Annotated in this window: 22 protein-coding genes and 6 pseudogenes; 16 read left to right on the top strand and 12 right to left on the bottom strand. The window is 70.9% G+C overall.

Going from position 1 to position 26,927, the window contains the following annotated elements; all coding sequences use genetic code 11:
- The first annotated feature begins 71 nt into the window (after positions 1-71).
- Together ACZ3TS_RS01765 and ACZ3TS_RS01760 are read left to right on the top strand one after the other, a co-directional pair.
- Complete coding sequence (locus tag ACZ3TS_RS01765) at positions 72-1,088, top strand: alcohol dehydrogenase catalytic domain-containing protein (protein WP_467612553.1); 1,017 nt, start codon at positions 72-74, stop codon at positions 1,086-1,088.
- Between the two features lie 225 nt (positions 1,089-1,313).
- Positions 1,314-2,258, top strand: a pseudogene (locus tag ACZ3TS_RS01760) (SLAC1 family transporter); the annotation flags it as partial.
- Here ACZ3TS_RS01760 and ACZ3TS_RS01755 read toward each other — a convergent pair.
- Positions 2,221-2,796, bottom strand: coding sequence for a nitronate monooxygenase (locus ACZ3TS_RS01755; protein ID WP_467612550.1), 576 nt, complete (start codon positions 2,794-2,796; stop codon positions 2,221-2,223). The pseudogene ACZ3TS_RS01760 and the gene ACZ3TS_RS01755 sit on opposite strands and share 38 nt — an antisense overlap.
- A pseudogene (locus ACZ3TS_RS01750) lies at positions 2,753-2,875 on the bottom strand (nitronate monooxygenase); the annotation flags it as partial. The gene ACZ3TS_RS01755 and the pseudogene ACZ3TS_RS01750, both read right to left, overlap by 44 nt.
- Between ACZ3TS_RS01750 and ACZ3TS_RS01745 the strand changes: the two are divergent.
- Positions 2,862-3,182 carry a hypothetical protein gene (locus ACZ3TS_RS01745; RefSeq protein ID WP_467612547.1) on the top strand — a complete coding sequence of 107 codons (321 nt, stop codon included), beginning with the start codon at positions 2,862-2,864 and terminating at the stop codon, positions 3,180-3,182. The pseudogene ACZ3TS_RS01750 and the gene ACZ3TS_RS01745 sit on opposite strands and share 14 nt — an antisense overlap.
- Positions 3,183-3,365: 183 nt before the next feature.
- Positions 3,366-5,489, top strand: a complete 2,124-nt coding sequence (locus ACZ3TS_RS01740; protein ID WP_467612544.1) for an AfsR/SARP family transcriptional regulator — start codon at positions 3,366-3,368, stop codon at positions 5,487-5,489.
- A gap of 26 nt (positions 5,490-5,515) precedes the next feature.
- On the opposite strand, the gene ACZ3TS_RS01735 is transcribed toward ACZ3TS_RS01740, so the two are convergent.
- Complete coding sequence (locus ACZ3TS_RS01735; RefSeq protein WP_467612541.1) at positions 5,516-6,034, bottom strand: sigma-70 family RNA polymerase sigma factor; 519 nt, start codon at positions 6,032-6,034, stop codon at positions 5,516-5,518.
- A gap of 314 nt (positions 6,035-6,348) precedes the next feature.
- Here ACZ3TS_RS01735 and ACZ3TS_RS01730 point away from each other — a divergent pair, with 314 nt between their 5' ends.
- The 3 genes from ACZ3TS_RS01730 (at position 6,349) to ACZ3TS_RS01720 (ending at position 9,065) form a co-directional block, all read left to right on the top strand.
- Entirely contained in the window at positions 6,349-7,008 is a 660-nt protein-coding gene (locus tag ACZ3TS_RS01730; RefSeq protein WP_467612538.1) for a YbaB/EbfC family nucleoid-associated protein, read from the top strand.
- A gap of 196 nt (positions 7,009-7,204) precedes the next feature.
- On the top strand, positions 7,205-7,705 hold the full coding sequence (locus ACZ3TS_RS01725; RefSeq protein WP_467612535.1) for a hypothetical protein: 501 nt from the start codon (positions 7,205-7,207) through the stop codon (positions 7,703-7,705).
- 646 nt (positions 7,706-8,351) lie between these two features.
- The gene (locus ACZ3TS_RS01720; RefSeq protein WP_467612531.1) at positions 8,352-9,065 is read left to right on the top strand and encodes an SDR family NAD(P)-dependent oxidoreductase; all 714 of its coding nucleotides are present in this window, start codon (positions 8,352-8,354) and stop codon (positions 9,063-9,065) included.
- A gap of 376 nt (positions 9,066-9,441) precedes the next feature.
- Here ACZ3TS_RS01720 and ACZ3TS_RS01715 read toward each other — a convergent pair whose 3' ends face one another.
- From ACZ3TS_RS01715 to ACZ3TS_RS01705, 3 genes are read right to left on the bottom strand one after another with little or no spacing between them, the layout of a single operon-like run.
- Positions 9,442-9,603, bottom strand: coding sequence for a hypothetical protein (locus ACZ3TS_RS01715; RefSeq protein ID WP_467612528.1), 162 nt, complete (start codon positions 9,601-9,603; stop codon positions 9,442-9,444).
- A gap of 25 nt (positions 9,604-9,628) precedes the next feature.
- Complete coding sequence (locus ACZ3TS_RS01710; protein WP_467612525.1) at positions 9,629-10,324, bottom strand: DedA family protein; 696 nt, start codon at positions 10,322-10,324, stop codon at positions 9,629-9,631.
- Positions 10,325-10,329: 5 nt separating this feature from the next.
- The gene (locus tag ACZ3TS_RS01705) at positions 10,330-11,100 is read right to left on the bottom strand and encodes a hypothetical protein (RefSeq protein ID WP_467612523.1); all 771 of its coding nucleotides are present in this window, start codon (positions 11,098-11,100) and stop codon (positions 10,330-10,332) included.
- Positions 11,101-11,378: 278 nt separating this feature from the next.
- Here ACZ3TS_RS01705 and ACZ3TS_RS01700 point away from each other — a divergent pair, with 278 nt between their 5' ends.
- Positions 11,379-12,173, top strand: a complete 795-nt coding sequence (locus ACZ3TS_RS01700; protein WP_467612520.1) for an LLM class flavin-dependent oxidoreductase — start codon at positions 11,379-11,381, stop codon at positions 12,171-12,173.
- A gap of 4 nt (positions 12,174-12,177) precedes the next feature.
- Here the strand turns inward: ACZ3TS_RS01700 and ACZ3TS_RS01695 are convergent.
- Both ACZ3TS_RS01695 and ACZ3TS_RS01690 read right to left on the bottom strand, forming a co-directional pair.
- Positions 12,178-13,557: pseudogene (locus ACZ3TS_RS01695) on the bottom strand (FAD-dependent monooxygenase); the annotation flags it as partial.
- 90 nt (positions 13,558-13,647) lie between these two features.
- Entirely contained in the window at positions 13,648-13,806 is a 159-nt protein-coding gene (locus ACZ3TS_RS01690) for a hypothetical protein (protein WP_467612517.1), read from the bottom strand.
- 117 nt (positions 13,807-13,923) lie between these two features.
- On the opposite strand from ACZ3TS_RS01690, the gene ACZ3TS_RS01685 reads away from it, so the two are divergent.
- Together ACZ3TS_RS01685 and ACZ3TS_RS01680 are read left to right on the top strand one after the other, a co-directional pair.
- Positions 13,924-14,367, top strand: a complete 444-nt coding sequence (locus ACZ3TS_RS01685) for a VOC family protein (RefSeq protein WP_467612514.1) — start codon at positions 13,924-13,926, stop codon at positions 14,365-14,367.
- A gap of 92 nt (positions 14,368-14,459) precedes the next feature.
- Positions 14,460-15,911 (top strand): dihydrolipoyl dehydrogenase family protein, encoded by a 1,452-nt coding sequence (locus ACZ3TS_RS01680; protein WP_467612511.1) that lies wholly within the window; start codon positions 14,460-14,462, stop codon positions 15,909-15,911.
- On the opposite strand, the gene ACZ3TS_RS01675 is transcribed toward ACZ3TS_RS01680, so the two are convergent.
- Together ACZ3TS_RS01675 and ACZ3TS_RS01670 are read right to left on the bottom strand one after the other, a co-directional pair.
- Positions 15,887-16,603: an arylamine N-acetyltransferase gene (locus ACZ3TS_RS01675; RefSeq protein WP_467612508.1), complete on the bottom strand. Its 717-nt coding sequence runs from the start codon at positions 16,601-16,603 to the stop codon at positions 15,887-15,889. The two genes, ACZ3TS_RS01680 and ACZ3TS_RS01675, sit on opposite strands and share 25 nt — an antisense overlap.
- A gap of 422 nt (positions 16,604-17,025) precedes the next feature.
- A pseudogene (locus tag ACZ3TS_RS01670) lies at positions 17,026-17,442 on the bottom strand (YbfB/YjiJ family MFS transporter); the annotation flags it as partial.
- Positions 17,443-17,641: 199 nt separating this feature from the next.
- Between ACZ3TS_RS01670 and ACZ3TS_RS01665 the strand changes: the two are divergent.
- Together ACZ3TS_RS01665 and ACZ3TS_RS01660 are read left to right on the top strand one after the other, a co-directional pair.
- A pseudogene (locus ACZ3TS_RS01665) lies at positions 17,642-17,770 on the top strand (3-oxoacyl-ACP reductase); the annotation flags it as partial.
- A 274-nt stretch (positions 17,771-18,044) separates the two neighbouring features.
- Positions 18,045-18,500 (top strand): MarR family winged helix-turn-helix transcriptional regulator, encoded by a 456-nt coding sequence (locus tag ACZ3TS_RS01660; RefSeq protein WP_467612505.1) that lies wholly within the window; start codon positions 18,045-18,047, stop codon positions 18,498-18,500.
- Positions 18,501-19,044: 544 nt separating this feature from the next.
- Here ACZ3TS_RS01660 and ACZ3TS_RS01655 read toward each other — a convergent pair.
- Complete coding sequence (locus ACZ3TS_RS01655; RefSeq protein WP_467612623.1) at positions 19,045-20,946, bottom strand: ABC transporter ATP-binding protein; 1,902 nt, start codon at positions 20,944-20,946, stop codon at positions 19,045-19,047.
- 203 nt (positions 20,947-21,149) lie between these two features.
- Here ACZ3TS_RS01655 and ACZ3TS_RS01650 point away from each other — a divergent pair, with 203 nt between their 5' ends.
- From ACZ3TS_RS01650 to ACZ3TS_RS01640, 3 genes are all read left to right on the top strand, one after another.
- Entirely contained in the window at positions 21,150-22,112 is a 963-nt protein-coding gene (locus ACZ3TS_RS01650; protein WP_467612502.1) for a lysylphosphatidylglycerol synthase transmembrane domain-containing protein, read from the top strand.
- 72 nt (positions 22,113-22,184) lie between these two features.
- Complete coding sequence (locus ACZ3TS_RS01645) at positions 22,185-22,949, top strand: crotonase/enoyl-CoA hydratase family protein (protein ID WP_467612499.1); 765 nt, start codon at positions 22,185-22,187, stop codon at positions 22,947-22,949.
- A gap of 227 nt (positions 22,950-23,176) precedes the next feature.
- Positions 23,177-24,268: a mechanosensitive ion channel family protein gene (locus tag ACZ3TS_RS01640; RefSeq protein WP_467612496.1), complete on the top strand. Its 1,092-nt coding sequence runs from the start codon at positions 23,177-23,179 to the stop codon at positions 24,266-24,268.
- A 52-nt stretch (positions 24,269-24,320) separates the two neighbouring features.
- On the opposite strand, the pseudogene ACZ3TS_RS01635 reads toward ACZ3TS_RS01640, so the two are convergent.
- Positions 24,321-24,544, bottom strand: a pseudogene (locus ACZ3TS_RS01635) (DeoR family transcriptional regulator); the annotation flags it as partial.
- A 125-nt stretch (positions 24,545-24,669) separates the two neighbouring features.
- Between ACZ3TS_RS01635 and ACZ3TS_RS01630 the strand changes: the two are divergent.
- On the top strand, positions 24,670-26,889 hold the full coding sequence (locus ACZ3TS_RS01630) for an NADP-dependent isocitrate dehydrogenase (protein WP_467612493.1): 2,220 nt from the start codon (positions 24,670-24,672) through the stop codon (positions 26,887-26,889).
- The last annotated feature ends 38 nt before the right edge of the window (positions 26,890-26,927 follow it).

Here is a 26,927-nt window from a genome sequence, read left to right as displayed (position 1 = left end):
CGACCGGTCATTTTCAGGTCGGCCCCTCGTCCCTGATCCCACCTGGCTGACAACAAACACTCAGGAGCAGCATGTCCACGTACCGAGCCTTCGAGGCGACCGGTGTCCACAACCTCCGGCTGGTCGAACGTGAGCTGGTCGACCCCGAACCCGGACACGTCCGACTGCGGGTGGAGGCCTGCGGTGTCTGCCATACCGACGTGCTGGCCATCGAGGGCCTGCGCGCGGACCCCTCGCAGCCCGTCGTCCCGGGGCACGAGGTCGTCGGAATCATCGACGCCGTCGGCGTCGGTGTCACCGCCTGGCAGCCCGGCGACCGCGTCGGTGTCGGCTTCCTGAACGGGCACTGCGGGGAGTGCGAGCCCTGCCGCCGCGGTGACTTCGTCAACTGCCTGAACCAGCCGCAGACCGGAACGACCACCGACGGCGGCTACGCGGAGGTGGTCTACGCCCGCGCCAGCGGGCTCGCGCGCATTCCTGACGGCCTCTCCGCCATCGACGCGGCGCCGCTGCTCTGCGCCGGCCTGACCACCTTCACCGCGCTGCAGCAGGGTCACGCCCGGGCCGGGTCCCTGGTCGCCGTGCAGGGCATCGGAGGGCTCGGCCACCTGGCCCTGCAGTACGCGCGCAGCCTCGGCTACCGGGTCGCGGCGGTGGCGCGGGGCGAGGAGAAGGAGGCGCTCGCCCGGGAGCTGGGCGCCGACGAGTACATCGACAGCACCGTCGTCGACCCGGGAGACGCACTGCGCGATCTGGGCGGCGCCTCGATCATCGTCGCCACCGCGTCCAGTGGTGCGTCCATGAGCCCGCTGGTGCGGGGCCTGGCCCCGAACGGCACGCTGGTCGTCGTCGGTGCCGCGCCCGACCCGCTGACGGTCTCGACCCCCGACCTGATCTTCGGCACTCACGCCATCGTCGGCAGTCTGACCGGTTCCTCCATCGAGAACGAGGACAACCTCGCCTTCAGTCTGGCCCACGGCATCCGGCCCAGCGTCGAGGTCGTGCCCTTCGCCCAGGCCATGGAGGGATACGAGCGGATGCTCTCGGGCGAGGCCCGGTTCCGCGTCGTACTGGACACCGCGGCCTGAGTCACCCCGCCGCCCGCGAGGAGTGCGGCCCTCGCGGTGCCGTGCGGTGCCGTGCGGGCGGAGTCCGAGGACTCCGCCCGCACGGGTGTCTCGCCCTGTCCGCCCTCTGCTCGACATCCCGCCCCCACCCGCCCCGGCGGCGGGCTTCCTCAGGACCTTGCGTGAACAACGTCAGAGAGAACGCCACCGCGGACGGACACACGGTCCGCGCGGTCCGTCTCGCTCGGCACCGCCGGTCTCGGCGGGGCCTGGCAGTCGGCGGCGACCGTCCATCAGGGAGCCCTGCCGGTCAGCGACGTCTTTTACACGGTCAGCGGTCTGATCTGGCTCGTGCTGCTGGCCCAGTATCTGCGTCACGGCGGAGCCAGGTGGCGCAACCTCCGTCACGACCTCCGTCATCCCGCCCAGGGCTTCGCCATCGCCTACGTGCCCATCATCGGGATGCTGATCACCGGTCACTTCTCCCGGTTCGGGCTCGACCGCGCCCGATGGGCATACGCGGTCTTCGCCCTTCTCGCCGCCCTGGTCGCCGCCCGGCTGCTCGCCCACTGGCTCACCGGTTCGCTCAGCGCAACCGTGCTGCACCCGGGCTATCTGCTACCCGTCTCCTCCGCCCCGTTCATCGCGAGCGCCGTCGCCTCGTCGCTCAAGCTGCCCGGCGTCGCCGACGCGGCGTTCGGGGTCGGGCTGCTGTACTGGCTGACCTTCGGCACCGTCGTTCTGGGCGGACTCGTCACCACCGGGCCGCTGCCGCAGCCCGCACGGCCCGCACTCGCCGTTCTGACCATTCCCCCGGCCACCGGCGGCATCGCCTGGACCGCGGCCCACAAGGGCAGCTTCGGCCCGGTCGGTTACGGCTTCGCGGGGACCTTGTTCTTCACGGTCCTTCTCGTCGCCTTCCTCCTGCCCGACCTGCGTCAGCCCGCGTTCCACCCCGGGCTGTGGGTCTTCAGCTTCCCCGTGACGGCGAGCACGAACTTCACCGTCAGGCTGCTCGTGGCGACCGGCGTCCGGGTCGGACCGCCTCTCACCGGGGTGCTCCTGGCCGCGGCCACCGCCGCACTCGTCCTGCTCTCGGCCGCGACCGCGTGGTACGCGCTGCGCGCCACGCGGCGGCGCCGAGCGCGTCAGGTCACAGCTGACCGGCGAGCCGCTGAAGGGTGCGGCTGACACTCTCGGTCCTCGCCTCCCGGTAGCCCGTGCCGGCCCACAGGTGGATGAGCCGGGTGTCGCCGACGGCGGTGGCCGCCTTGCGCAACGGGGCGGTGAGATGGTGCACGGCCGGATAACCCACCGGGGCGACCGCCTCGTACCGTTCGATGAATCGGTTGCGCAGGCCGCGTGCGGGGCGTCCGGTGAACGCACGGGTCAGAACGGTCTCCGTGAAGGCCGGATCCGCCAGCGCGGCCTTGTGCGGAGCAGCGGCCCCGCTCTCGTCCGTGCGCAGCAACAGGGTGCCGACCGCGGCGGCGTCCGCGCCGGCGCGCAGCGCGGCCGTCACGTCGGCGGAGCCGGCGATGCCTCCGCCGGCGACGATCGGCAGTGCGGTGCCGCGGCGGACGTCGGCGATCAGACCGGCAGCGGCACGGGGCGGGCAGCCTCTCCGGGGTGAACGTGGCCGAGTGCCCTCCCGCGGCGGATGCCTGCAGGACGAGCCCGTCCACCGCCGCCTCTGGCGCCTGCCGGGCCTCGTCGGCGGAGGTGACACTCTGCAGGACGGTGGTCCCGGACCGGCGCAGGGCCTCGACGACCGCGGGATCGGGGACACCGAAAGTGAACGAGACCACTGGCACCGGCGATGCGATGAGGAGATCGATCTCCCGCCGCGTCCCGGACGTCACCGCGGCCGTGCTGCACGCCGGGGCGGCGCGTGTGCCGGCGAAGTTCGAGGGCCGCCCGCTGTCCCTCGACAGCCGGCGGGCCGCTGCGGCAGCGGCCGTCCTCGGTGCGGAGGTGGTGGTGCCGGCCCACTACGACGGCTGGGCCCATTTCTCCGAGGGAGGCGCCGACCTGAAACTGGCCTTCGACGAAGCAGGCCTGTCCTCGCTGCTGCGGACCGCGCCGCACGGGAACTGGGTGGACCTGCGTCCCTGACCACGGAGGGCGGGGGCCGTACCCGCCCGCCGCCCACCGCGCATCTCCTTGACAGGTCAAGGAATTTCCCATTTACTCGACTTAGCAAACCTGAACGATCCTCTACTTTCCTTTCCGCGTCCACCATGCGAGCAGTACGTGACGTATGACATCGGTCCCGACGGCGGGGAGGTCGGACGGGAAATGGACGCGGTAGTGCGCTATTCGATCCTCGGCCCCGTGCGCGCGCTGCGCGGGGCCGACGAACTCGATCTCGGCCCTCCCAAGAGACTGGCCCTCTTCGCCCTGCTCGTGCTGCGCGCGCCCGGCCCCCTCACACTGAGCGAGGCGGTCGACGTCCTGTGGGACGACGAGCCGCCGGCCAGCGCGGCCAACGTGGTGCACCGGCACATCGGTGCCCTGCGCAGAACGTTGGAGCCGCAGCTGCGCAGCCGGTCCAACGCCAAGCACCTCGTACGCGCCGCCGATGGTTACCGGTTGCCGGTCGACGCCTCGGGCTCCGATCTCCTGCACTTCCGTGACCTGTGCACGCAGGCGCGGCTCGCGGCCAGGGCCGGAGACCCCGCGCGGGCCGCCCACCGCTTCGTCGAGGCCCTCCGGCTCTGGCGCGGCCCCGTCGTCGCCGACGGCAGCTACGTGTGCCGGCATCCGGTGTTCACCGCGGTCGGGCACGAGTTCGTCGCGGCGGTCAAGGAAGCCGCCGACGTCGTCCTGACCGCGGCACCCGCGCTGACGGAAGACGTGCTCACCGCCCTGCGCCAGGCGCTGGACGGCCACCCCTTCGACGAAGCCGTGCATGCCCGGCTGATCGCCGCCCTGGCCGCCACCGGCCGGCAGGCCGAGGCCCTGCGGCAGTTCGACCACATCCGCCGCAGTCTGGCCGACGAGCTTGGCGTCGACCCCGGCCCCGAACTGCGAGCCGCCCAGCAGCACCTGCTGCAACGCAGGCTCACCGCGCCCGTGCGCAGGCCGGCGGGCCCTGCCTCGGCCGCGTCGGTGCCGTCCCAACTACCCCCGGACTGCGCGTCCTTCGCCGGCCGGCGGTCGGCGCTCGACCGGTTCCTGGAACTGCTGCCCTTGGAGGGGGAGAGCCCGGCCCCGGCCATCATCGCCGCGGTCTGCGGCATGGCGGGAGTGGGCAAGACGACCCTGGCCGTCCACGTCGCCCACCTGGCGGCGGCACGCTATCCCGACGGACAGGTCTACGTGGATCTCCGGGGCCACCACACGTCGCGAGCGCCTCTCGACCCCAGCGACGCCATGCGCACGGTGCTCGAAGCGCTGGACACCGAAACGATTCCCGCGCAGCCGGGCGCCGCCGCGCTGGGCTCCGCGTACCGCAGGGCCCTGGCCGGGCGTCGGCTGCTCCTCGTCCTGGACGACGCCGGCGACAGTGAACAGGTCCGTCCCCTGCTGCCCGCCACACCCGGCTGTCTGACGATCGTCACCAGCCGTCGGCGGCTGGAGGGGCTGGCCGTGACGGACGACGCCCGGATCGTCACGCTCAACCCCATGACCCGGCAGGAAAGCCTCGAACTCCTCGAACGCCGCCTGGGCGCGGACCGGCTCAGGGGCGAGCGTGCCGCGGCCGAGGAGATCGTGGAAGTGTGCGGAGGACTGCCGCTGACGCTGGCCGTCGCGAGCACCCGGGCGCTGCTGCAACCGACGTTCTCCCTCGCCTCGCTCGCCGCGCAACTGCAGGACGACCGGAGCAGCCTCGCGGCCCTGGCCACACAGGATGTCCGCACCGATGTCAGGAGCGCCTTCACGGCCTCCTACGAAGCGCTGAGCCACAGTGCCGCGTCACTGTTCAGGCTGCTCAGCCTGCACCCCGCGCGCGACATCACCGCGCGGGCCGCCGCCAGCCTGGCCGGCACCGACTTGTGGGCCACGCACGCGGACATGGCGGAACTCACGGATCACCACCTGCTCGTCGAACTCGTACCGGGCCGGTACGCGTGTCATGAACTGCTGCGCGGTTTCGCCGCGGAACTCAGCTCCCGGCGGGATCCGGCCAGCGTGCGGTCCGCGGCACGCGCCCGGATGGTCGAGCACTATCTGTACAGCGCCGATGCCGCCACCGCGCTGATCGCCGCGCACCGCAGGGCCCTGATCCTGCCGCCCCCGCGCCCCGGGGTACGGCCTCAGCAGTTCGACGAGAGAGCGGAAGCCGCAGAGTGGATCATCGCCGAGAGACATCTGCTGCCGTCTCTCGTCGAGGACATGGGGCTCTTCCCCCGGGGCGAAACGTTCCGCCGGCAACTGTGCTCGACACTGAAGACATTCGCGCGCCGCGTCGACCGCTGAGCGGGAGGCGGCCCCGCGGCCACGTCTCAGGACGCCTCGAGCCGTGCCGCGCCACGGAGCTTGCGCAGAGCGTTGTGGTGCCTGGACTTGACCGTTCCCATCGGCACTCCCAGGATTCCGGCGGTCTCTTTGAGGGTGCGGTCGTACAGGTAGATGTGCACCAGCACCGCGCGGTGCTCCGGCGACAGCCCGTGAAGAAGCGGCCTGGCCGTCATGGCGTGGTGCACCGCCTCGGTGCTGTCGGTGCCCGACAGCGGCTCGTTGTAGACGGCGCCGACGACCTCCCTGCGCGTGTGCGGCTTGCGCACCCAGTCGATGACCAGGTGACGGGTCACGGTGAGCAGCCAGCCCCTGACCGATCCTTCCATGCCGATGAGGCGGTCGAGATTCCGCCAGGCCCGGATGATCGTTTCCTGCACGATGTCTTCGGCGAGCCCACGGTCGCCGAGCATTCTTTCGGCATACGAGACAAGCCCGTCCCGGTGCTCCGTCACGATGGCGCCAAGCGTCTCTGCCCGGTTCTGTGCCGTGGAGGGCGTGGTCATAGTCCCCTGAGCCGTTCTGATGCTCTGTCGTTCTGCGGTCGGAGACCGGATGCGGTCTCGCACATGCGCACTGTAGGCGGACGGGGGTGTCGGAAAACTGCTGCGCTTGTGACGCCGCGATGCCGTCCCGCGCCGGGCCGGCCGCCCGTCACGGACGGCGGTCGGCCCGCGGGGTGCGAACACGCGATGGCCAGGTCGTGATGGTCGTGTGGAGACGGCGGTCCGGCCGCGTGAACCGTAGCTGCCGATGCCTCGTGTGTCTCTGGTAGCACGCCGACTCCGAGTCGCTGCACCAACACAGGAGGAACGGAACGGTGGATACGCCTCCGGGAAACCGCGTGGAAGAGGTCCTTGCCGAGTTCGCCCAGCGGTACGACGCCATGGCTCGGGCCGAGGAGGAGCTGCGGACGCTGTCGGTGACGGCGTCGTCCGCGGACGGCGTGGTGGAGGCCACCGTGTGCGCCGACGGCCGGGCGTCGGCAGTCCGCTTTCCCACCAACCGGTTCAAGGAGATGTCGGGCCCGGAGCTGGCCCGCAGCGTCCTGGGGGCCCTGACGACGGCCCGGGCGGAGGTAGCCCTCCGCGCCGCCGCGATCGCCCTGTCCCCGGCGGCCCAGGTGTCCGGATGCACCGCGCCGGACACGTGTGACGACCCGCTCCGCAGTGGCCCGGGGACGCACACCCCGTCCCACACGTGCTGGCATCGTGTGGTGCGGGAGGCCCGAGCGGTGTCCGGCCGTCACGGCGCCGTCCCCGATCCGGTCGGCGTGCCGGGCCGCGGTGCGGCGCCGGAACAATCGCACTCCCCGGGGCCGCTCTGGGGAAAGCTGCTGCCAGGCGTTCCGTCGCCTGCGCGGCCGGCTTCCCTGCCCGCGGAGCTGTCCGAAGCGGTCGTGGCGCTGGGTCAGGCCGTATGCGAGTCCGCCGGAGGGCTGTGCACACCTGACTGGCGCGGGCGGGCTGTGCACACCTGACTGGCGCGGGCGGGCTGTGCACACCTGACTGGCGCGGCCGGCCGGACACGGCGGACCCGTCGGACGGTGACCCCGCGGCGGTGGACACCGCCTGATCGTGATGGTGCGCGAGACACTGACCCTCGACACTTTTCTGCATGTGTACTCGGGCGTGGGTACCATGCGCATCATCAGCATAACGAGGGAGTGAACGGTTGTGACCAGCCAGTCAACCGCCACGCTCCGGTCGCGGTACGTCGCACGAGCCGCGTCGGATCTGGAGGAGAATCGCCGACGACAGCAGGAACTGGCCCAGACCATCAAGATGTTGAAGCGGGAGGAAGCCCTCCTCATCGACATCCTGGCCCTCGCCGAGCGGCACGAGGGTGACGTCGGCGAACCGCCACCCCTCCCCGAGCAGGCCCAGGAGGAACCTACGGTCCGGCAGGTCAGGTCGGCCAAGGCCCAGAACGGCACGGCGAGGAGGAAGGCGAGGGGCAAGTCGCGGCAGCCTCTGCTCGCGGACATCCTGCTGGACCTGCTCCGCGCGCAGGACCAGCCACGTTTCGCGAAGGAACTGAGGGACGAACTCCTCGCCAAGCACCCCGACCGGACCCCGACCCCCCAGGTGGTGCGCAACACCCTTGAATCACTCGTGGCCAAGGGACGTATCCGCCGCCACAAGCACGAGCGGTCGGTGACGTACACCGTCGCGTGAAGTGCCGTGCGCGGCCCGTGGACGTGTGCCGCTCCGCTCGGGGGGCGAGCGGAGCGGCACACGTGCGCAGCGGTCGCCCTCCCCGTCCGGGTGAGACGGAAGGACGACCGCTCCACCCGCTGCGAAGCCAGCCAATCCATGTCTTCGCGGCGGGAGCCTTCAATGGGTGAACGGTCCCGGTGTCGTTCGGGGTTCACGAGTCGGCCGGGATTTTCCCGCTCGGGACGAGGTGTCAGGGCCTCCAGGAGCGGCACAGCAGGTCAGCGGCTCGTTCGGCGATCGCGTAGACGGTGGCGTTGGTGTTGTTCGACGGGATGGCATAGTTCAGTGGCTTCAGTCGCTGATTGGGGGGCGGATGTCTGCGGACCCGAAGTGCAGGTCCTCGGCCACCGCGACGAAGTACCGCACCTGACGCAACTCCATGAGGCCCGTGCTACGGAGCGGCGGTCGGCGGGGCGGCGCTCGGTGACGTGTTGACTCCCAGCTGATAGGCACAGGCTCCTACAGCAGGTCAGAGCGGCGCGACGCCGATACCGGCGGGGCGGGCGCCGGAATTAGACGACCGATCGGCTCGTTGTGCGGCGTGACCGGCCGACACGGACCGGTCGGAACCACCGCCGTCACACCGAAAGCGAAGAAGACAGTCATGAGCAACTCCGGCAAGAAGGTCGCCGTCATCACCGGTGCCTCCCAGGGGATCGGCGCGGGCCTGGTCGAGGCGTATCGCAAGCTCGGTCATGCCGTGGTCGCCACGTCGCGGACCATCGCCGCCTCGGACGACCCGGACGTCGTCACCGTTCAGGGTGACATCGCCGACCCCGCCACGGCCGAGCGCGTCGCCGCCGCCGCGATCGAGCGGTTCGGCCGCATCGACACCCTCGTCAACAACGCCGGCATCTTCGTCGCGAAGCCGTTCACCGAATACACCCAGGAGGACTACGACGCGGTCACGGGCGTCAACCTGAGCGGGTTCTTCCGGATCACCCAGCTCGCCGTCGAGCAGATGCTCCGTCAGGGCGGCGGCCACGTCGTCCAGATCACCACGAGCCTGGTCGACCACGCCCTCTCCGCAGTGCCCTCGCTGCTGGCCTCCCTGACCAAGGGCGGCCTCCAGTCCGCCACCAAGGCGCTGGCCATCGAGTACGCGACCCGGGGCATCCGCAGCAACGCCATCTCCCTGGGCGTCATCAAGACCCCGATGCACTCGGAGGAGTACTTCGAGATGTTCGCCGCCCTGCACCCGGTCGGGCGGATGGGCGAGGTCAGCGACATCGTCGACGCGGTTCTCTACCTGGAGAACGCCGCGTTCGTGACGGGCGAGATCCTGCACGTCGACGGCGGCCAGAGCGCCGGTCACTGACGCCGGGTCTGACGGTCACCGGTCGCCGCCCGGGCCCGGAGGCACATCCACAGGCGGCTGATCAGGGGCGTGATCAGCCGCCTGTTCCGCTGTCCCAGGAGGTGCTCTGACGGTGCAGCGGCACGGGCTGTGGCAGAACGCGAAAGAAACCTTCTCGCGCTGCCGGTCGGCTCCGGGTGGGCCGTCTGAGAACGGGCGACGGGCAGCTCGCGCAGCCTGCGCCGGAGGGCCGCCCCGGCGATGTCGAGCGCCGTGGCCAGGCCGTGTGACATCGGGGCCACCCAGAGGTCCTCCTCAGGGGCTGGAGCACGCCCGGCAGGGTCTCGGCGACCGGGCCGGGGCCGAGCAGGCGGGCGCGCCGGGTGAACTGGTGGCGCTACCCCTGCGTACTGCCGTCCACGAGCCGGTCGGGGCCGCCCCGCACCACGCTCACCAGCATCATCGGCTGCACGAGCACCGCCATACCGTCGGCGGACGGGTCCTGCGCGGACGGGCGCAACGGCCTCACCCGGCGGGCGCAGTCCAGTATGGTCTGCACCGCGGAGACGAACGCCTCCCATGACTCATACCTCCTGTGAATGGGTGAACTCACGTGCCGCGCTCCGCGCCGGCGAGCGCCGCGGCCCGCCGCACGCCACGACCCTGGACCTGGTGACCGGCCGGTGGCGTCGGCGTCGTGCGAGGACCTTGACGACGACGAGCGTCGGAACCGTCACGGCCGTCACCGCGGCGATGGCGACCGCGCCGGCCGTGCGCAGCAGTCCGGTCGCGGCAGCACCGGCGAAGCCCAGCAGCACCGTTCCGGTGCCCCAGACCAGCGACGCCGTGGTGCTGTAGAGAAGGAAGCGCCGGTAGGGCATGCCCGACGAGCCGGCGGCGCAGGGCAGGAAGGTCCTCGCAAAGCCGATGAACTTGCCCGTGAAGACCGCTGCCCCGCCATGGTGGGTGAGGAAGGCCCGGGCTCGTCCGTCGCGGTGGCAGACGAGGGCTTTGAGGGGCCGCCGCCGGTCGGGCCGCCGCGCGCACCAGCGGCCGAGGGCATAGCCGAGGTTGTCGCCGGTGACGGCGCCCGCGACCACGACGGCCGCGAGAAGGGGGGCGTTCAGCTCGCCCCGGCCGGCGACGGCCGACGCCAACAGGACGGCCGTCTCGCCGGGCACCAGAAGTCCGATGAAGGCGCTGGTCTCCCCGGCCGTGAGGACGAACACCGCAGCGTACGACCACCATCCGGCCGCCTCGATCACACTGTCGAGGTGCATGGCCGTCAGCCCGCCTCCCGCAGGGCGCGGAGGCCGCCCGGTATCCGTTTCCGGGCTCCGGCGCGCCTGCGCACCGGCTCCACCCGGCCTTCCGGCTCCCAGGCGTCCGCGGGGCCGCGGGACCGTGCGCCCTGGCGCGTGAGGCGTCCCGCGAGGAGCCAGCTCAGAAGCGGCACGCCCGCGGCGAACGTGGCGGCGAGCCCGGTGTGCTCGGTGGTCAGGACGGACGTCGCGACGGCACCCAGCGCCGTCGTCATGACGGCGACACGCGCTCGGGACGACGAGACGGCGCTGGTGACCGCCAGCGCGATCAGCAGGCACCAACCCGTCAGCGCACCGGGCATGGATAGGTAGTCGCCGAGGAGGCTGCCCTCACGCGCCGGGAGGTGTTCCAGAGGCATCCAGCAGGTGTAGGCCAGCCCGGCCGCGCTGGACGACAGCAGCGCGAGAGCGGCGCGGGCGTAGGCCGCCGGACGCTGGTGTGCCAGCCACAGCGGCACCAGGGCCGTCAGGGGCCAGGGAGCGAGAAGGCGGACGACAGCCATGGTCTGCGCCGTGTCCAGCCGGTCGGGTTCGAGCGGGGAGTCGGCGGAGGAGGAGACTCCGAGGAGGGCCGCGTGGAGCAGCGCGAGCGCCGCCGCCCCGGTCGCCAGGTGCCGCAGGATCCTGCGAGTGACGGTCTCCTGCCCCTGCCGGTCGTCACGCGGACGGTCCGCCTGCCGGCGTTCGGACGCCGGATCGGAGCAGCCGTGCGGTTTCGTGGTGTGGGCTACCACTTGGTCACACCTCACTAACTTGACGCGGCAACCATATGCATTATTTGATCCGTCAAGCAAGTATTCGCGGCGGCGCGCGGTCCATCGCGAGCCGTCGAAGTTGACATTCGGCCAACACGACAGATACTTGACTAGTCAAACAGATGTGGTGGAGAGTGGTCTGCCGCTGCGAGGCTGCCCGAGGAGGACACCATGACGGCCCCGGCCTTCGAGATAGGTTTGAACTCGTTCGGGGAGGTCGCTCGGACAGCGGCCGGACACTCGACGACGCCGAGACCGTGCGGCTGCTCGTCGAGGAGGCGAAGCTCGCCGAAGCCGCGGGGCTGGACGTGTTCAGCATCGGTGAGCACTACCGGCCGGGCCACGTCGACAGCGCCACTCCCGTCCTGCTCGCCGCGGTGGCCACCGCCACCGAGCGCATCCGCCTGGGAACGTCGGTGACGGTGCTCAGCACCAACGATCCCGTGCGGCTCTACCACGATTTCTCGACGCTGGACGCCGTGTCGAACGGCCGTGCCCAGCTCGTGCTCGGCCGTGCGTCGGCCACGGAGTCGTTCCCCCTGTTCGGCTACGACCTCACGGACTACGAGCCGTTGTTCGAGGAGAAACTCGAGCTCTTCATGCGTCTGCAGCGCGAGGAGACGGTGACGTGGACCGGCGCGTTCCGCGCGCCGCTCACGGAACAGCGGCTGCGTCCCCGGATGCGCCCGGGAGGCGTTCCCACCTGGATCGGTGTGGGCGGCAGCCCGCATTCCGTGCTGCGCGCCGCCCGCTACGGCCTGCCCCTGATGCTGGCCGTCGTCGGCGGACGTCCGCAACGCTTCTCCACCCACGGCGATCTCTACCACCGGGCACTCCAGCAGTCCGGGCACGGCCCGCAGCCGGTCGGCCAGCACTCCCTGGGGCTCGTCGCCGACACCGACGAGGAGGCGGTCGAGACCTGGTGGCGGTACTGGAAGCCGGTCGTGACCGCACTGGCCGAGGAGCGGGGGTTCTACAAACCCACGCGGGAACGTTTCGCACGGCCGCGAGCTTCCAGCACAGGTTGTAAGCGTCCTGGACGGCGCTGTTGAGACCCAGGCCGCCCGCCGGGGGAACACGGTGCGCGGCGTCACCGAGCATGAAGACCCGGCCGACCCGGAAGTCGTCGATGAGGAAGCGCTCCAGATGCCACTCGCTCACCCCGAGGATCTTCGCGTTCAGGTCCGGGATGCCCAGGGCCTCGCCGGCCCAGCGCAGCATCTTCTCCGGCTGCGACTTGTCCACATCGGCCCAGGACACGGAGAGCACCCACTCCGTGGTGTGCCGGCCCCAGCGCTCCGGTCCCTGCGAGAGGAGCACGCCGCCGAAGTCCAGGTGCTCCGGGTACTCCGGGTTGAACACCCAGCTGATGACGGAGTCGTCGCCCGGCAGGTACTCCGACAGGTCGGCGGACACGTAGAGGCTGACCAGCTTGCGGAGACGCTCGCGCATCGTCACCTTGACGCCGGCCAGCTCCCCCACCGTGCGGCCCGCGTCGGCACCGAGGAGGTAGCGGGAGCGAACCGTGTAGGCGGTGCCGGTGGCCCGGTTCAGGACGGTCGACGTCACGCCGTCGGCGTCCTGTTCCAGGCCGACCAGTTCGTGGTGGAACCGGACCGTCGCCTGGTCCTAGCTCTCGGCGTGCGCCCTCAGGATCGGCTCCAGGCGCAGCAGGGAGAGGTTGGCGTTGGACTCGGGGCTCGCCGCGACGTAGTCCGGGTCGTTGTCACCGCCCAGGAACTCCACCGATCCCAGACGGCGGCCGTGCGCGCCCTCCGGCCCGCCGCCGGCGAGCCCGGAGTACCAGACGACGGCCTTCGCGTTCTCCGGGGGCGTGGCCTGCCGTCTGATGTCGTCGGACACTCCCATGTCAGTGAATATCTCCATGGAACGCTGGTTGAGCGAGTGTCCTCGCGGAAGCGTCGTCGTCCCTGGGTAGCGGGTGACGAGCAACGACGGAACACCGAGCCTGGACAGGAGGATGGAGGAGGTGAGTCCTGCCCCGCCGCCACCGACTATCAGCACCGGAACGTGAACATCGAACTTCTGTGACACGCGAACGTACCCTCTCGTTTGCGGGGGATTGACGGACGCGAGGCACAGTCCATTCGGCATCGATGACCTGAAGGTTTGTTGGGTGCAGAACGACACACATGCGTCGCGCTCGCGCGGTTGAACGTGAGAGTAACAGGACATCCTTCGCGCGACGCATCGTGTGAAGGCGTCCAGGGGTGACACCCCGGCCGATACATACGTGTTGACCCGTGGCGCTCCGGCACGGGGTACGGGGGCGAGCCCCGCCGCGACATCGAAAGACAGTCTGAACCACGCGTTCTCGGCGATGGGACGCCAGCAAAGGAAGGCCTGTGTCCCGCCCGGTCGCAGCGCCCGCGCGACGTCGCCGAAGGCCGCGTCCGGATCGTCGAAGAACCTCACTCCGAACTGGCTGAGCGCGACATCGAAGGCGCCCTGCTGCGTCGTCTCTCCGGCACGCGGCCGGAGGCGGGACGGCTGCGCCGCGACTGCTCACCCGGCCGTCAGGAACTCGTCCGCGGACAGGCGACGGTTGACGACGCGGATGTCACCGATGTTGCCGTGGAAGACGATGTCCACGGCGCCCGCGTACTGCACTCCTGGCGGCGGCGCGTCGCAGAACGTGTCCGATGAGGACCGAACCGGAGACAAACCCGTCACCCGTTTGACAGGTGACTTGGCAGGCTGCCAGGATGTCACCTGTTCAACCGGTGACGCTGGCGGTATGCCGCAACGCGACACCTCTCATCCGCACCAGTGAAGGCGACCATGGATCTGAAGCTCGAAGTTGTAGTGCTGCCCGTCTCCGACGTCGACCGGGCCAAGAACTTCTACGAGAAGGCGGGATTCCGTCTGGACGTCGACTACGTGGCCGACGACAGCTACCGCGTGGTGCACCTGACACCGCCCGGCTCCCAGTGCTCGATCCTCTTCGGCACCGGGGTCACCACGGCCGCACCCGGCTCCGTCCAGGGCCTGCACCTCATCGTCTCGGACATCGAGGCCGCCCATGACGAACTCGTCGAGCGCGGCATCGAGATGGGCGAGATCTTCCACGACGCCGGCGGGGTGTTCCACCGTGGCACGGAGGAAGGACGGGTCAGCGGCCCGCACCCGGAGCGCGCCAGCTACGGCTCGTTCGCCGCCTTCAGCGACCCGGACGGCAACGGGTGGGTACTGCAGGAGGTCACCACCCGGCTTCCCGGCCGGTGACGACGAGTCCGCTCGCCGGACACGGCTGAAGCAATGCGAGCTCGGGCCCCTCGGTGGAGGCCGGAGCACTCCACCAGGGACAGGAGCATGTGATGAACGAGACCCTCCGCACCTACGACGTGGTGGTCATAGGAGCGGGCCCGGTCGGTGAGAACGTGGCCGACCGGGCCCGCGCCGCCGGGCTCAGCACGGTGATCGTGGAACGCGAACTGCTTGGGGGCGAATGCTCGTTCTGGGCCTGCGAACCCAGCAAGGCGCTGCTGCGGCCGGTGATGGCACGCGCCGACGCCCTCCGGGTCCCGGGGCTGAGCCAGGCGGTGCAAGGGCCGCTGGACGTGGACGCGGTCCTCGCGCATCGCGACCGCATGGCCGCCTTCTGGAAGGACGACGACCAGGTCGACTGGCTCGACTCGGTCTCCGTCGACCTCATACGCGGTCACGGCCGGCTCACCGGTCCCCGGCAGGTGTCGGTACAGACACCCGCCGGGGACACCGTCCGGCTGACCGCGCGGCACGCCGTCTCGCTCTGCACCGGCACCGGCACCGCCCTGCCCGACCTGCCCGGACTCGACACCGTACGCCCGTGGACCAACCGCGAGGCCACCACCGCCGACCGCGTACCCGGGCGCCTCGCCGTGGTGGGCGGCGGCGTGGTTGCCGTCGAGCTGGCGACAGCCTGGCAGGCGCTCGGCTCCCGCGTGACCCTGCTGGCGCGCGGCGAGAGCCTGCTGAGGAAGATGGAGCCGTTCGCCGGTGAACTGGTGGCGGAAGGGCTCCGCGAGGCCGGCGTCGACATACGACTGGGCACCGAGGTGGCCTCCGTGCGGCGCGAGAACGGTGGGGACGGCACGGTACGGATCACCCTGGCCGACGGCGCGGAACTGACCGCGGACGAGATTCTGTTCGCCACCGGCCGCGCGCCGCGCACGACGGACGTCGGCCTGGAGAGCGTCGGCCTGACGCCCGGCGACTGGCTCACCGTCGACGACACCTGCCGGGTGACCGCCGTCGCCGACGGCTGGCTCTACGCCGTCGGCGACGTCAACCGGCGCGCGCTGATGACCCATCAGGGCAAGTACCAGGCCCGGATCGCCGGCGCGGCCATCGGCGCCCGCGCCAGGAAGACACCTGTCGACGACGTCCGCTGGGGCGCACACGCCGCGACCGCCGACCACGTGGCCGTCCCGCAGGTCGTCTTCACCACCCCGGAGGTGGCCTCCGTCGGGCTCACCACGCACGAAGCGCGGCGCACCGGCCGCCGGGTCGAGGTGGTGGACTACGACCTCGGCCGCCTGGCGGGCGCCCAGCAGTACGCCAAGGACTACCGCGGCCGGGCCCGCATGCTGGTCGACGCGACGAACGGCACCGTGGCCGGGGTCACCTTCGTCGGGCCCGGAGTCGGGGAACTGCTCCACTCGGCCACGATCGCCGTCGCGGGGGAGGTTCCGATCGAGCGGCTCTGGCACGCCGTCCCCGCCTTCCCCACGATCAGTGAGGTGTGGCTGCGGCTGCTGGAGACCTACCGGGACGCCGGCGGGCGGTAGACCGCCGGACACGGCGCGGGCGGAGGCCGGCTCGCATGGCGGCGGTCCGGGAGCGGCGAACGGTGACACAGGCCGCTCCGCCCCGCGTGCGGGGTCCCACGTACGGGGTCTCGCAAGCGGAGTCCCACCTGCGGGGCCCAGGTACGGGGTCCCGCGACGGGAACGAAGTCCCGCCCGGGCAGGAGGCCGCCCTCCCAGGTGGTCCCGCCCGGGAAACGCGGCGTCAGTGGCCCATGCCCACCGCTCCGTCGACGGGTACGACAGCCAGCGGTATGGTCCGCCGCACACACGGGAACCGGCCCTGACCCGGCGGCGCGGCCTGGAGGTGGACGGCGACGGTGCCCGTCGCGGCACCGTCGCCGCCGTCCAAGAATCGGCCGTGGCCGTCCGGGCCGGGGCGCGCGCAGCTCCGGGGCACGGTCCAGGGCGATCCCGAAGTGGTCGCGGTACGCCGCTAGGACGGCCTCCTCGGACAGTTCCGTACGGCTGCTCTCCCCCGCCTGCGTGACCTGCAGTGTCTGTCCGCTGAGGGTGATCCGGCCGTTTTTCGTGGGCAGCGAGCACACCAGGTTCTGGGTGAAGTGAGCCTGGGGAGCGTGGGTGTGCCACCAACAGGCCGTGGCGAAGTCCTCAGCGCCCGCGGGCGGATTTCGAACGAGTCGTGGCAAGGACACGGACCCCGGTGCGTCCATCGGTGTCACGGCCCGCGCCGGTCCGGTCCGGCACGACGGCGATTCCGACCAGCGGATTTCTGGCTGCCGTCTTGCATCCGCCCTGACGCCTGTACGCCCGACTGAGAAACACCGTGTTACTGCTCTGGAACGCGTTTCTTCGGACGGACAGCAACTCAGGACACCTGTTCACCGTTTCGGGAGCCGAGTTCAGGACTCAGGTGGGCGGCCGCCCGTAGTGCGCACCACGTGGAGCGGCCGCCCCGTCCCGCCACAAGGGGGTGGGGTGGCGGGGGCCTGTCAGCAGAAACACGTGCGGACCCGGGGGATCGGTTCACGGTCTTCCCGGATCCCCGCCGCCGTGTACCGGAGACGCGGGTCACCGGCCCGTCGGGACCTCGGCGGTCGCCCCGGTCTCCGCGCTCCGCACGGCGTCCGGCGTCCGGCGTCCGGCGTCCGGCGTCCGGCGTCGGCATGGTGTGCGGGAACCCGATGCGGAGCCCGAACGCAGTCAGCGCCGCGGCCAGCACGACGGCGGCGGCCAGGAGCAGGGCCTGGTGGTAGCCGTGACGCAGCAGGGGCGTAGCCACGAGCGGGCCGAGGATCTGCCCGACGGAGTACCCGGCGGTCAGCAGGGCCACGGCGCGCGGGAACCGCAGATGCGTACCGGCCGCCAGCGCCAGCGTGCTCACGCCGATGAAGGTGGAGCCGAACAGCACCGCCGAGATCAGTGCGGGCGCCACTCCCCCGACCAGCGCGGGCAGGGCGATACCCACTGCCTGGACGCCGAGCGCGGCCAGCAGCAGGTCCGGCCTGGACCAGCGGCGTCCCAGTCCGGCCCACACGGCGGAGGAGGGTATTGGGCAGTTGCTCGGCCGGTGACGATCACTGCGCCATGCGCATCGCGCATTCGAACGGCGGCGGCCCCCTGAACCATCGGCAGTCGGCGGGAACACAGAGCCAACCACCTCTCTCCGGAGCATCATCACGAGCAAACCCGATCAGAGGGTCGCCGTCATCACCGGTGCGTCCCAGGGCATCGCTGCCGGCCTGGTCGACGCCTACTATCCGGTCGGCCGGAGGGGCGAGATCCAGGACGCCGTCGACGTGGTTCTCCATCTGGACAACGCTCCCTTCGTCACCGGCGAGATCCTGCACGTCGACGGCGGCCAGAGCGCCGGTCACTGACGTCGGACGCCTGCCCAGCACACCGCGGCGGGCGGCGCCCTGGGCTTACCGGACACGTGTCTCTACGAACACGTGTCTCTACGAACACGTGAGATGACTTTTGAGGACCAGGGGCGGCAATCGATTTTTCATACAGGCACGGCATTAGTTTCCGCTGCAATATAAGTCGACCGGTCATTTTCTGATGCGGATTTCTCCTTTCCGCGGCCGGAGCCTTGGATGTAAACCGGGTACGCCCCGGTCTGTAACGAGCCCTGACATTTACACTGTGGCCATGGCAGACGTGACAACCATCAAGCCTTTGAACCGCGACGAGGAGGCCTTCCTACGGGCTCTGGGGAGAGTAATCACACTCCTGCCCCGGGTCGTCGACGCGGACATGCTGGAAGAGCATCCGATTTCGGGTACCGAGTACATGGTCCTCGTGCATCTCTCTGAGGCGCCGCACAACCAGATGCGGATGAGCGAGCTGGCCGCCATGTGTGGGCTGTCACTGAGTGGCATGACGCGAGTGGTGAACCGGCTGGAGGCGCAGTCGCTGGTCATCCGTGAGAAGTCGCCCGACGACGGGAGGGCCTGGCTCGCCGTTCTCACCAGTGCCGGGTGGACGCAGCTGAAGCAGGCATGGCCCACCAATCTCGCGAGCGTGCGACGCCATGTGTTCTCGCGTCTGGAGGGCTGCGACATCGCCGCCGCCGCGAAGGTGCTGGAGCACATAGCGTCCGTCTGAGGCCCAGTCGCCCGAGCGGGCCGACCGCGCCACGGACCTCCACTAGTACTCCAGTGTGGTTTCGCGATCTTGCGCAGGTCCGGCTGGGAACGGGTACGGGCACCGCGTGATCATCGGGGGTTGTGTGGACTCCTGAAGATCGTGCGGTGGCCGCAGGCCACCCTGCGGCCACACCGAGCGGGCCAACCGGCCCGACCGGGACCACTTCCGCTGCCGTCGGTGCGAGCTCTCCCTCACTCTCGGCTACGCCCCGCAGACGTCGTCGCCGGGGTCAACGTGCGTGATCACGCACGCTCGGCGTGGTGTTCGTCACCGCACCCGCACCCACCCCCGAACCTGACCGGGGATGGGTGGATGCGACCCGTGACCGTCCCGTCGTAGGGGGCACTCGGGAGCGCGACAAGGTGTGAACGACCAAGCGCACAAACTCGGGCCGTTCACGGCCGAGAAGGTGACGCCACGGTCCGCCCAGCGCGAGCACGAGGGGGAGGCGGCGGTCGGTGTGCGGCCGGTCACAGAGAGACGCGTGCCAGGGCCGGGGGTCCTACGCCACGGCCTCCGTCTCCGCCGTCCCTTCCGTCTCCCGGGCCGCCGACTTCTCGAACTGCGTCCGGTACAGCTCCGCGTACCGCCCGCCCGCGGCCAGCAGCTCCTCGTGCGTACCCCGTTCCACGATCCGGCCGGCCTCGACGACCAGGATCACGTCGGCGGCCCGCACGGTGGACAGACGGTGGGCGATGACCACGGCGGTCCGTCCCTCCAGCGCTTCCGTCAGGGCCTCCTGGACGGCCGCCTCCGAGGTGTTGTCGAGATGGGCGGTGGCCTCGTCCAGGATGACCACCCGCTGGCGGGCCAGCAGCAGGCGGGCGATGGTCAGCCGCTGGCGTTCGCCGCCGGACAGGCGGTAGCCGCGCTCGCCGACGACCGTGTCGAGACCGTCGGGCAGGGCGCGTACGAGGTCGTCGAGGCGGGCCCGCCGCAGCACGTCCCACAGGTCGTCCTCGGTCGCGTCCGGGCGGGCCAGCAGCAGGTTGGCCCGCACCGTGTCGTGGAACAGGTGGCCGTCCTGGGTGACCATGCCGAGCGTCTCGCGCAGTGACCCGGCGCTCAGCTCACGTACGTCGACGTCACCGACGCGGACGGCGCCCTCGTCGACGTCGTACAGCCGCGGGAGCAGTGCGGCGATGGTGGACTTGCCGGCCCCGGAGGAGCCCACGAGCGCGACCGTCTGCCCGGGTTCGGCGCGGAAGGAGACGCCGCGCAGGATCTCGGCTCCGCCACGCGTGTCCAGTACGGCCACCTCCTCCAGAGAGGCGAGGGAGACCTTGTCGGCGGCCGGGTAGCCGAAGCGGACGTTCTCGAACTCCACCGCCACCGGCCCGCCCGGAACCCGCCGCGGATCCGGCCTCTCCTCGATCAGCGGCTTCAGGTCCAGTACTTCGAAGACGCGCTCGAAGCTGACGAGGGCGCTCATGACCTCGACGCGTGCCCCCGCGAGGGAGGTGAGCGGCGCGTAGAGCCGGGTGAGCAACAGCGCCAGTGAGACGACGGCACCCGGTTCCAGACTGCCGCGCAGGGCGAACCAGCCGCCGAGGCCGTACACCAGGGCCAGCGCCAGGGCGGAGACCAGCGTGAGCGCCGTGATGAACGCCGACTGCGCCATCGCAGTACGCACGCCGATGTCCCGCACCCGCCGGGCCCGCGCGGCGAACTCCACGGACTCCTCCTCGGGGCGCCCGAACAGTTTGACCAGCGTGGCGCCGGGCGCGGAGAAACGCTCGGTCATCCGGGTGCCCATCGCGGCGTTGAGGTTGGCGGCCTCCCGCTGCAGCCGTGCCATCCGGCCGCCCGTCCGGCGAGCGGGGACCACGAAGACCGGCAGCAGCGCCAGGGCGAGCAGGGTGATCTGCCAGGACAGGGTCAGCATCACAGCCAGTGTGAGCAGCAGCGTGACCAGGTTGCCGACGACTCCCGACAGGGTGTTGCTGAAGGCGCGCTGGGCGCCGATGACGTCGTTGTTGAGACGACTGACCAGCGCACCCGTACGAGTACGTGTGAAGAACGCGACCGGCATGCGCTGCACATGATCGAACACAGCCGTCCGCAGATCCAGGATGAGGCCCTCCCCGAGCGTGGCCGACAGCCAGCGCCCGAGGAGCCCGAGCGCCGCCTCGGCGAGGGCGATGAGAGCGATGAGCAGCGACAGTCGTACGACCGTCCCCCGGTCGCCGTGCGACACGATCGCGTCGACGACGCGGCCGGCGAGCACGGGGGTCGCGACGGCGAGCAGTGCCGTCACCACGCTCACCACGACGAACTGCGCGATGCGGCGGCGGTGCGGGCGGGCGAAAGCGCCGATGCGGCGCAGCGTGGCGCGGGCGAAGGGGCGCCGCTCCTGCTGCGCGCTCATGACGCTGTGCAACTGGTGCCATGCAGTGGTCTCCATGCTCATAAGACAGACGTTAGGACCTCAAGCGACGTTGAGGTCAATGTGCGGCGGAATAGGTACGGGCACCCGGTCGAGGAGGCGGACGACCCGACGGAACGGCCCGCCCGTACCCCGGCACCCCCGGGCATTGCCTGGCACGTCAGCCGCCGTCCGCACGCCCGCAACCTCCCGTTGGCGCGACGTGGAAAGCCTCTGCCGATGTGACTGCCGTACGTCTCACCCAGGGATTCCCCAGACGTCTTCCGGTCCGCCAGGTTCTGTGCCTGCTCCCGCTCGCGCTCGTGCTCGTGCTCGCGGTACAGCACTGGTCCGTGCTGGCGGAGGGCTTTGGCCAAATGGCGTCGGCCGAATGGCCGTGGCTGGTGGCCGCCGCCGGCGCGACCTGCCTGACCTGGGTCGCGGCCGCCTTCACCCGGCAGGGCGCGGTGGTGCAGCGGCTGCCGGCGCGGCGGCTGCTCGCCACGCAGTTCGCGGCGGGCGCGGCCAATCACCTGCTGCCGACCGGCCTCGGCGCGAGCGCGGTCAACCTGCGATTCATGACGGTGTGCGGGGTGCCGCTCGCCAGCTCGTCGGCGGCGCTGGCCCTGTACCTGCTCGCCGAGTCGATCGCCCGGACCGGTCTGCTGCTGGTCCTGCTGATCGCCTTCCCGCACGCCCTCCACCTCGGCACCCTCGTCCCCGCCCCGGCGATGGGCCCGCTGCTGCTCGCCGTGGCCGCGGTGGTGTGCGTCGCGGCCCTGGTCCTGCTCTTCGTACGGCGACTGCGCAGGGCCGTGTTCTCCTTCCTGCGCACGGCCCTCGGCGAGGCCCGCACCGTGCACACCCGCCCCGCCCGCGCGCTCGCCCTGTGGGGCGGCTCGCTGGCCTTCCCGGCGCTGCAGGCGGCCGGACTCGCCGCGGTGGGCCGGGCGTTGGCGCTCCCCGTGCCGCCCGCGCACATGGCCGTCGCGTACCTGGCGGCGACCATCGCGGTCGCGGCCGTGCCCACCCCCGGCGGCATCGGCTCGGTGGAGGCGGCGCTGATTGTCGCCCTGGTCGCGACGGGCGCCCCGGTGGCCCTGGCGACGGCGGTCGTCCTGGCGTACCGGATCATCACGGTGTGGCTGCCGCTACTGCCGGGGGCGCTCACGCTGGGGGCGCTGGTACGGCTGAAGGTGATCTGACGCCGGACAGCGTCCGTACCCCCGAGTAACCTCGGCGGGGCAGCCCTCCCGTCGCGTGAAAGGGACAGCCCGATGCCGGTCCGGATCGAACGCCAGGGGTACGTCACCACCGTCGTCCTCTCCCGCCCCGAGGCCCGGAACGCGGTGGACGGGCCGACCGCCGCCGCTCTCGCCGCCGCCTTCCGGGAGTTCGAGGCGGACGCGTCGGCGCGGGTGGCGGTGCTGTGGGGCGAGGGCGGTACGTTCTGCGCGGGCGCCGATCTCAAGGCGATCGGCACCGAGCGCGGCAACCGGGTGGCCCAGGACGGCGACGGCCCGATGGGGCCGACCCGGCTGCGGCTGTCCAAGCCGGTGATCGCGGCGGTCGCGGGGCACGCGGTGGCCGGCGGTCTCGAGCTGGCGCTCTGGTGCGATCTGCGGGTGGCCGAGGAGGACGCGGTGTTCGGGGTCTACTGCCGCCGTTGGGGCGTGCCACTCATCGACGGCGGGACGGTGCGGCTGCCACGGCTGATCGGCACGAGCCGGGCGATGGACATGATCCTCACCGGCCGTCCGGTACCGGCCCGTGAGGCCGAGGAGATGGGCCTCGCCAACCGCGTGGTGCCCACGGGCCGCGCCCGCGCCGAGGCCGAGGAGCTCGCCGCCGCCATCGCCCGCTTCCCGCAGGCCTGCCTGCGCGGCGACCGCGCCTCCGTCCTCGACCAGGAGGGGCTGGACGAGACGACGGCGATGCGTGGCGAACTCCGGTACGGCATGGGCGTGCTCGCGGAGGGCCTGGAGGGCGCCGCACGCTTCGCGTCGGGAGCCGGGCGTCACGGGTCGTTCACGGACATGTGACCGTGCCGCGCCGCGGACCGGCGTGCCCTGCCGAAGCGCGGCGTCAACGGCGGCTCCCCGTCGGCCCGGTGACGGACGGCCACCGTCATACGGCAGGATGAACCTTCGCTCCGGACGGCGGACGGCTGTCCGGAGGAGAACGTGCATCCCGTGATTCGAGCAGGTGGCAAGGTGACGAACCCTCACATCCGGCCCTGGGGCCCTCTCTCCCGCCCGGGAGGTGACCGGTGAACCGCGCGCTCACCCTCGACGACCTGATCATCGCCGGAATCGCCCTGGCCGCGGGCCTGGTGGCGGCGGTCCTGGTGCGCATGCTGCTGCGCTGGCTGGGCAGGCATGCGAGGCGGACCAAATGGAGCGGCGACGACGTGATCGTGGACGCCCTGCGGACACTGGTGCCGTGGGCGTTGATCGCCGGTGGCGTGGCCTCCGCGGCGGCGGTGCTGCCGCTCACCCGGACGGTGCAGCACCACGTCAACCAGGCCCTGAGTGTGCTGCTCATCTTCGTCGCGACGGTGACGGCCGCCCGGGTGATCGCCGGCCTGGTGCGAACGGTCACCCAGTCCCGGTCGGGAGTCGCCGGATCGGCCACGATCTTCGTCAACATCACCCGCGTCGTGGTGCTGGCGATGGGCTTCCTGGTGACGCTGCAGACGCTGGGCATCTCCATAGCGCCGCTGCTCACCGCCCTGGGCGTCGGCGGTCTGGCCGTCGCGCTCGCCCTCCAGGACACCCTCGCGAACCTCTTCGCGGGCATCCACATCCTCGCCTCGAAGACGGTCCAGCCGGGCGACTACATCCGGTTGAGCAGCGGCGAGGAGGGCTATGTCGTCGACATCAACTGGCGGCAGACGACCGTCCGCCAGCTCTCCAACAACCTGGTCGTGATCCCCAACGGGCAGCTCGCGAAGACAAACATGATCAACTACACGCGTCCCGAGCAGCAGTTGACCGTCCTGGTGCAGGTGGGGGTCGGATACGACAGCGATCTGGAACACGTCGAGAAGGTCACCACCGAGGTGGTCGCCGAGGTGATGACGGAGATCACCGGAGCGGTACCGGATCACGAACCGGCCGTCCGCTTCCACACGTTCGGCGACTCCCGGATCGGCTTCACGGTCATCCTGGGCGTCGGCGAGTTCAGCGATCAGTACCGGATCAAGCACGAGTTCGTCAAACGCCTGCACAAGCGGTACCGGGCCGAGGGCATCCGCATCCCGGCACCGGCCCGGACGGTGGCACTGCAGCCGGGCGGCGCCGCCCTGCCGGAGGGGGTCATCCCGCACCCCAGGGAGGCGGAGGTGCCGCCGCGGCTGTAGTACCACCGAGCAGCCGGTCGTGCCGGGCTGCGCACCCCGGCCAGTCGGCCGGACCCTTCGCCGGGGAGACCCTCGCGAACCAGCGGGCGGCCTCCTCGGCGCCGAGCACCACGCCGTGTCCGCGACGCAGCTTTCCCTCTCGGGTCAGCTCCTCGACGTCCCTGCGGACCGTCACCACCGACACCTGGAGCTCGGCGGCCAGGTCCGCCTCACAGCGGTCTCGAAGTCCTCGAGGGCCTCCAGAAAGCGCTGCCGCCCCCTGCGTCGAAAAATCATGAGCCGCACCTTAGGGCCAGCCGTCTCCGGTCCGGCAGCCGGGCACCCGGCCCTGTGCGCCGGCGGCCACGATGACGAGATATCTTGATGTCGAGCAATGTTGCAGACGTGGAGCGGAGCACCCGGTGACTGACTCGACCATCATTTACACGCACACTGACGAGGCCCCGGCCCTGGCGACGTATTCCTTCCTGCCGGTGGTCCGGGCGTACGCCTCGCAGGCGGGTGTCGCCGTGGAGACGCGTGACATCTCGCTGGCCGGGCGCATCCTCGCCCACTTCCCGGAGTACCTGACCGAGGACCAGCGGATCAACGACGACCTCGCGGAGCTGGGCGAGCTGGCCAAGACGCCCGCGGCCAACATCATCAAGCTGCCGAACATCTCGGCGTCCGTCCCGCAGCTCAAGGCCGCGATCGCCGAGCTGCAGGCCAAGGGCTACGCCCTGCCCGACTACCCGGACGAGCCGAAGAGCGACGAGGAGCGGGAGACCCGCGCCCGTTACGACAAGGTCAAGGGCTCCGCCGTGAACCCGGTCCTGCGTGAGGGCAACTCGGACCGCCGTGCCCCCGCCTCGGTCAAGAACTACGCCAAGACCCACCCGCACCGCATGGGCGCCTGGACGCCGGAGTCCAAGACCAACGTGGCGACCATGGGCGTGGACGACTTCCGCTCCACCGAGAAGTCCGCGGTGATCTCCGAGGCCGGTGCGCTGCGCATCGAGCTGAAGGGCGACGACGGCTCCACCACCGTGCTGCGCGAGTCCGTCCCCGTCCTCGAGGGCGAGGTCGTCGACGCCTCCGTGATGCGCGTCGCCGCCCTGCGCGAGTTCCTCACGGCGCAGGTCGCCCGCGCCAAGGAGGAGGGCGTCCTGTTCTCCGTGCACCTGAAGGCCACGATGATGAAGGTCTCCGACCCGATCATCTTCGGTCACGTGGTGCGCGCCTTCTTCCCGAAGACGTTCGCGAAGTACGGCGAGACCTTCGCCCAGGCGGGTCTGACCCCGAACGACGGTCTGGGCGGCATCTTCAAGGGTCTTGAGGCCCTGCCTAACGGCGACGAGATCAAGGCCTCCTTCGACGCCGAGCTCGCCGAGGGCCCCGCGCTGGCGATGGTGGACTCCGACAAGGGCATCACCAACCTGCACGTCCCCTCAGACGTCATCGTCGACGCCTCCATGCCGGCCATGATCCGTACCTCCGGCCATATGTGGGGCCCGGACGGCCAGGAGCACGACACCCTCGCGGTCCTGCCGGACTCCAGCTACTCCGGCGTCTACCAGGCCGTGCTCGAGGACTGCCGCGCCCACGGCGCCTACGACCCGGCGACCATGGGCTCGGTGCCGAACGTGGGCCTGATGGCGCAGAAGGCCGAGGAGTACGGCAGCCACGACAAGACCTTCGAGATCCCGGTCACCGGCACGGTCCGCCTGGTCGACCAGGCCGGCAACGTCGTCCTGGAGCAGACCGTCTCCGCCGGTGACATCTTCCGCGCCTGCCAGACCAAGGACGCCCCGATCAAGGACTGGGTGAAGCTCGCGGTCACCCGCGCCCGCGCCACCGGCGACCCGGCCGTCTTCTGGCTCGACGAGACCCGCGCCCACGACGCCAACCTGATCGCCAAGGTCAAGCAGTACCTGCCCGAGCACGACACCGAGGGCCTGGACATCCGCATCCTGTCCCCCGTCGAGGCCACCAAGCTGTCCGTGGAGCGCATCCGCCGCGGCGAGAACACCATCTCCGTCACCGGCAACGTGCTGCGTGACTACCTGACGGACCTGTTCCCGATCCTGGAGCTGGGCACCAGCGCCAAGATGCTGTCGATCGTCCCGCTGATGGCGGGCGGCGGCCTGTTCGAGACGGGCGCCGGCGGCTCCGCCCCCAAGCACGTCCAGCAGCTGGTCAAGGAGAACTATCTGCGCTGGGACTCGCTCGGCGAGTTCTTCGCGCTCGTACCGTCCTTCGAGCAGTACGCGAAGACCACCGGCAACCAGCGCGCCCAGGTCCTGGCCGACGCCCTCGACCGCGCCACGGCGACCTTCCTCAACGAGGACAAGTCCCCCACCCGTCGTGTCGGCGGCATCGACAACCGCGGCAGCCACTTCTACCTGTCCCTGTACTGGGCGCAGGAGTTGGCCAAGCAGACCGACGACGCCGAGCTGGCCGAGGCGTTCGCCCCGCTCGCCGAGACCCTCGCCGCAGGCGAGCAGAAGATCGTCGAGGAGCTGATCGCCGTCCAGGGCAAGCCTGCCGACATCGGCGGCTACTACCAGCCCGACCCGGCCAAGGCCGCCGCGGTCATGCGCCCCTCGGCGACCTGGAACGATGCGCTGGCGTCGCTCGCCTAGGCAGCACCCGCACCAGCGTGAAGCCGCCCCGGCCGGAT

This window comes from Streptomyces sp. NPDC022910 (genome assembly GCF_055561075.1).
Note: the sequence above shows the minus strand (reverse complement) of the source record. Positions and strands in the feature narration are given on the sequence as shown.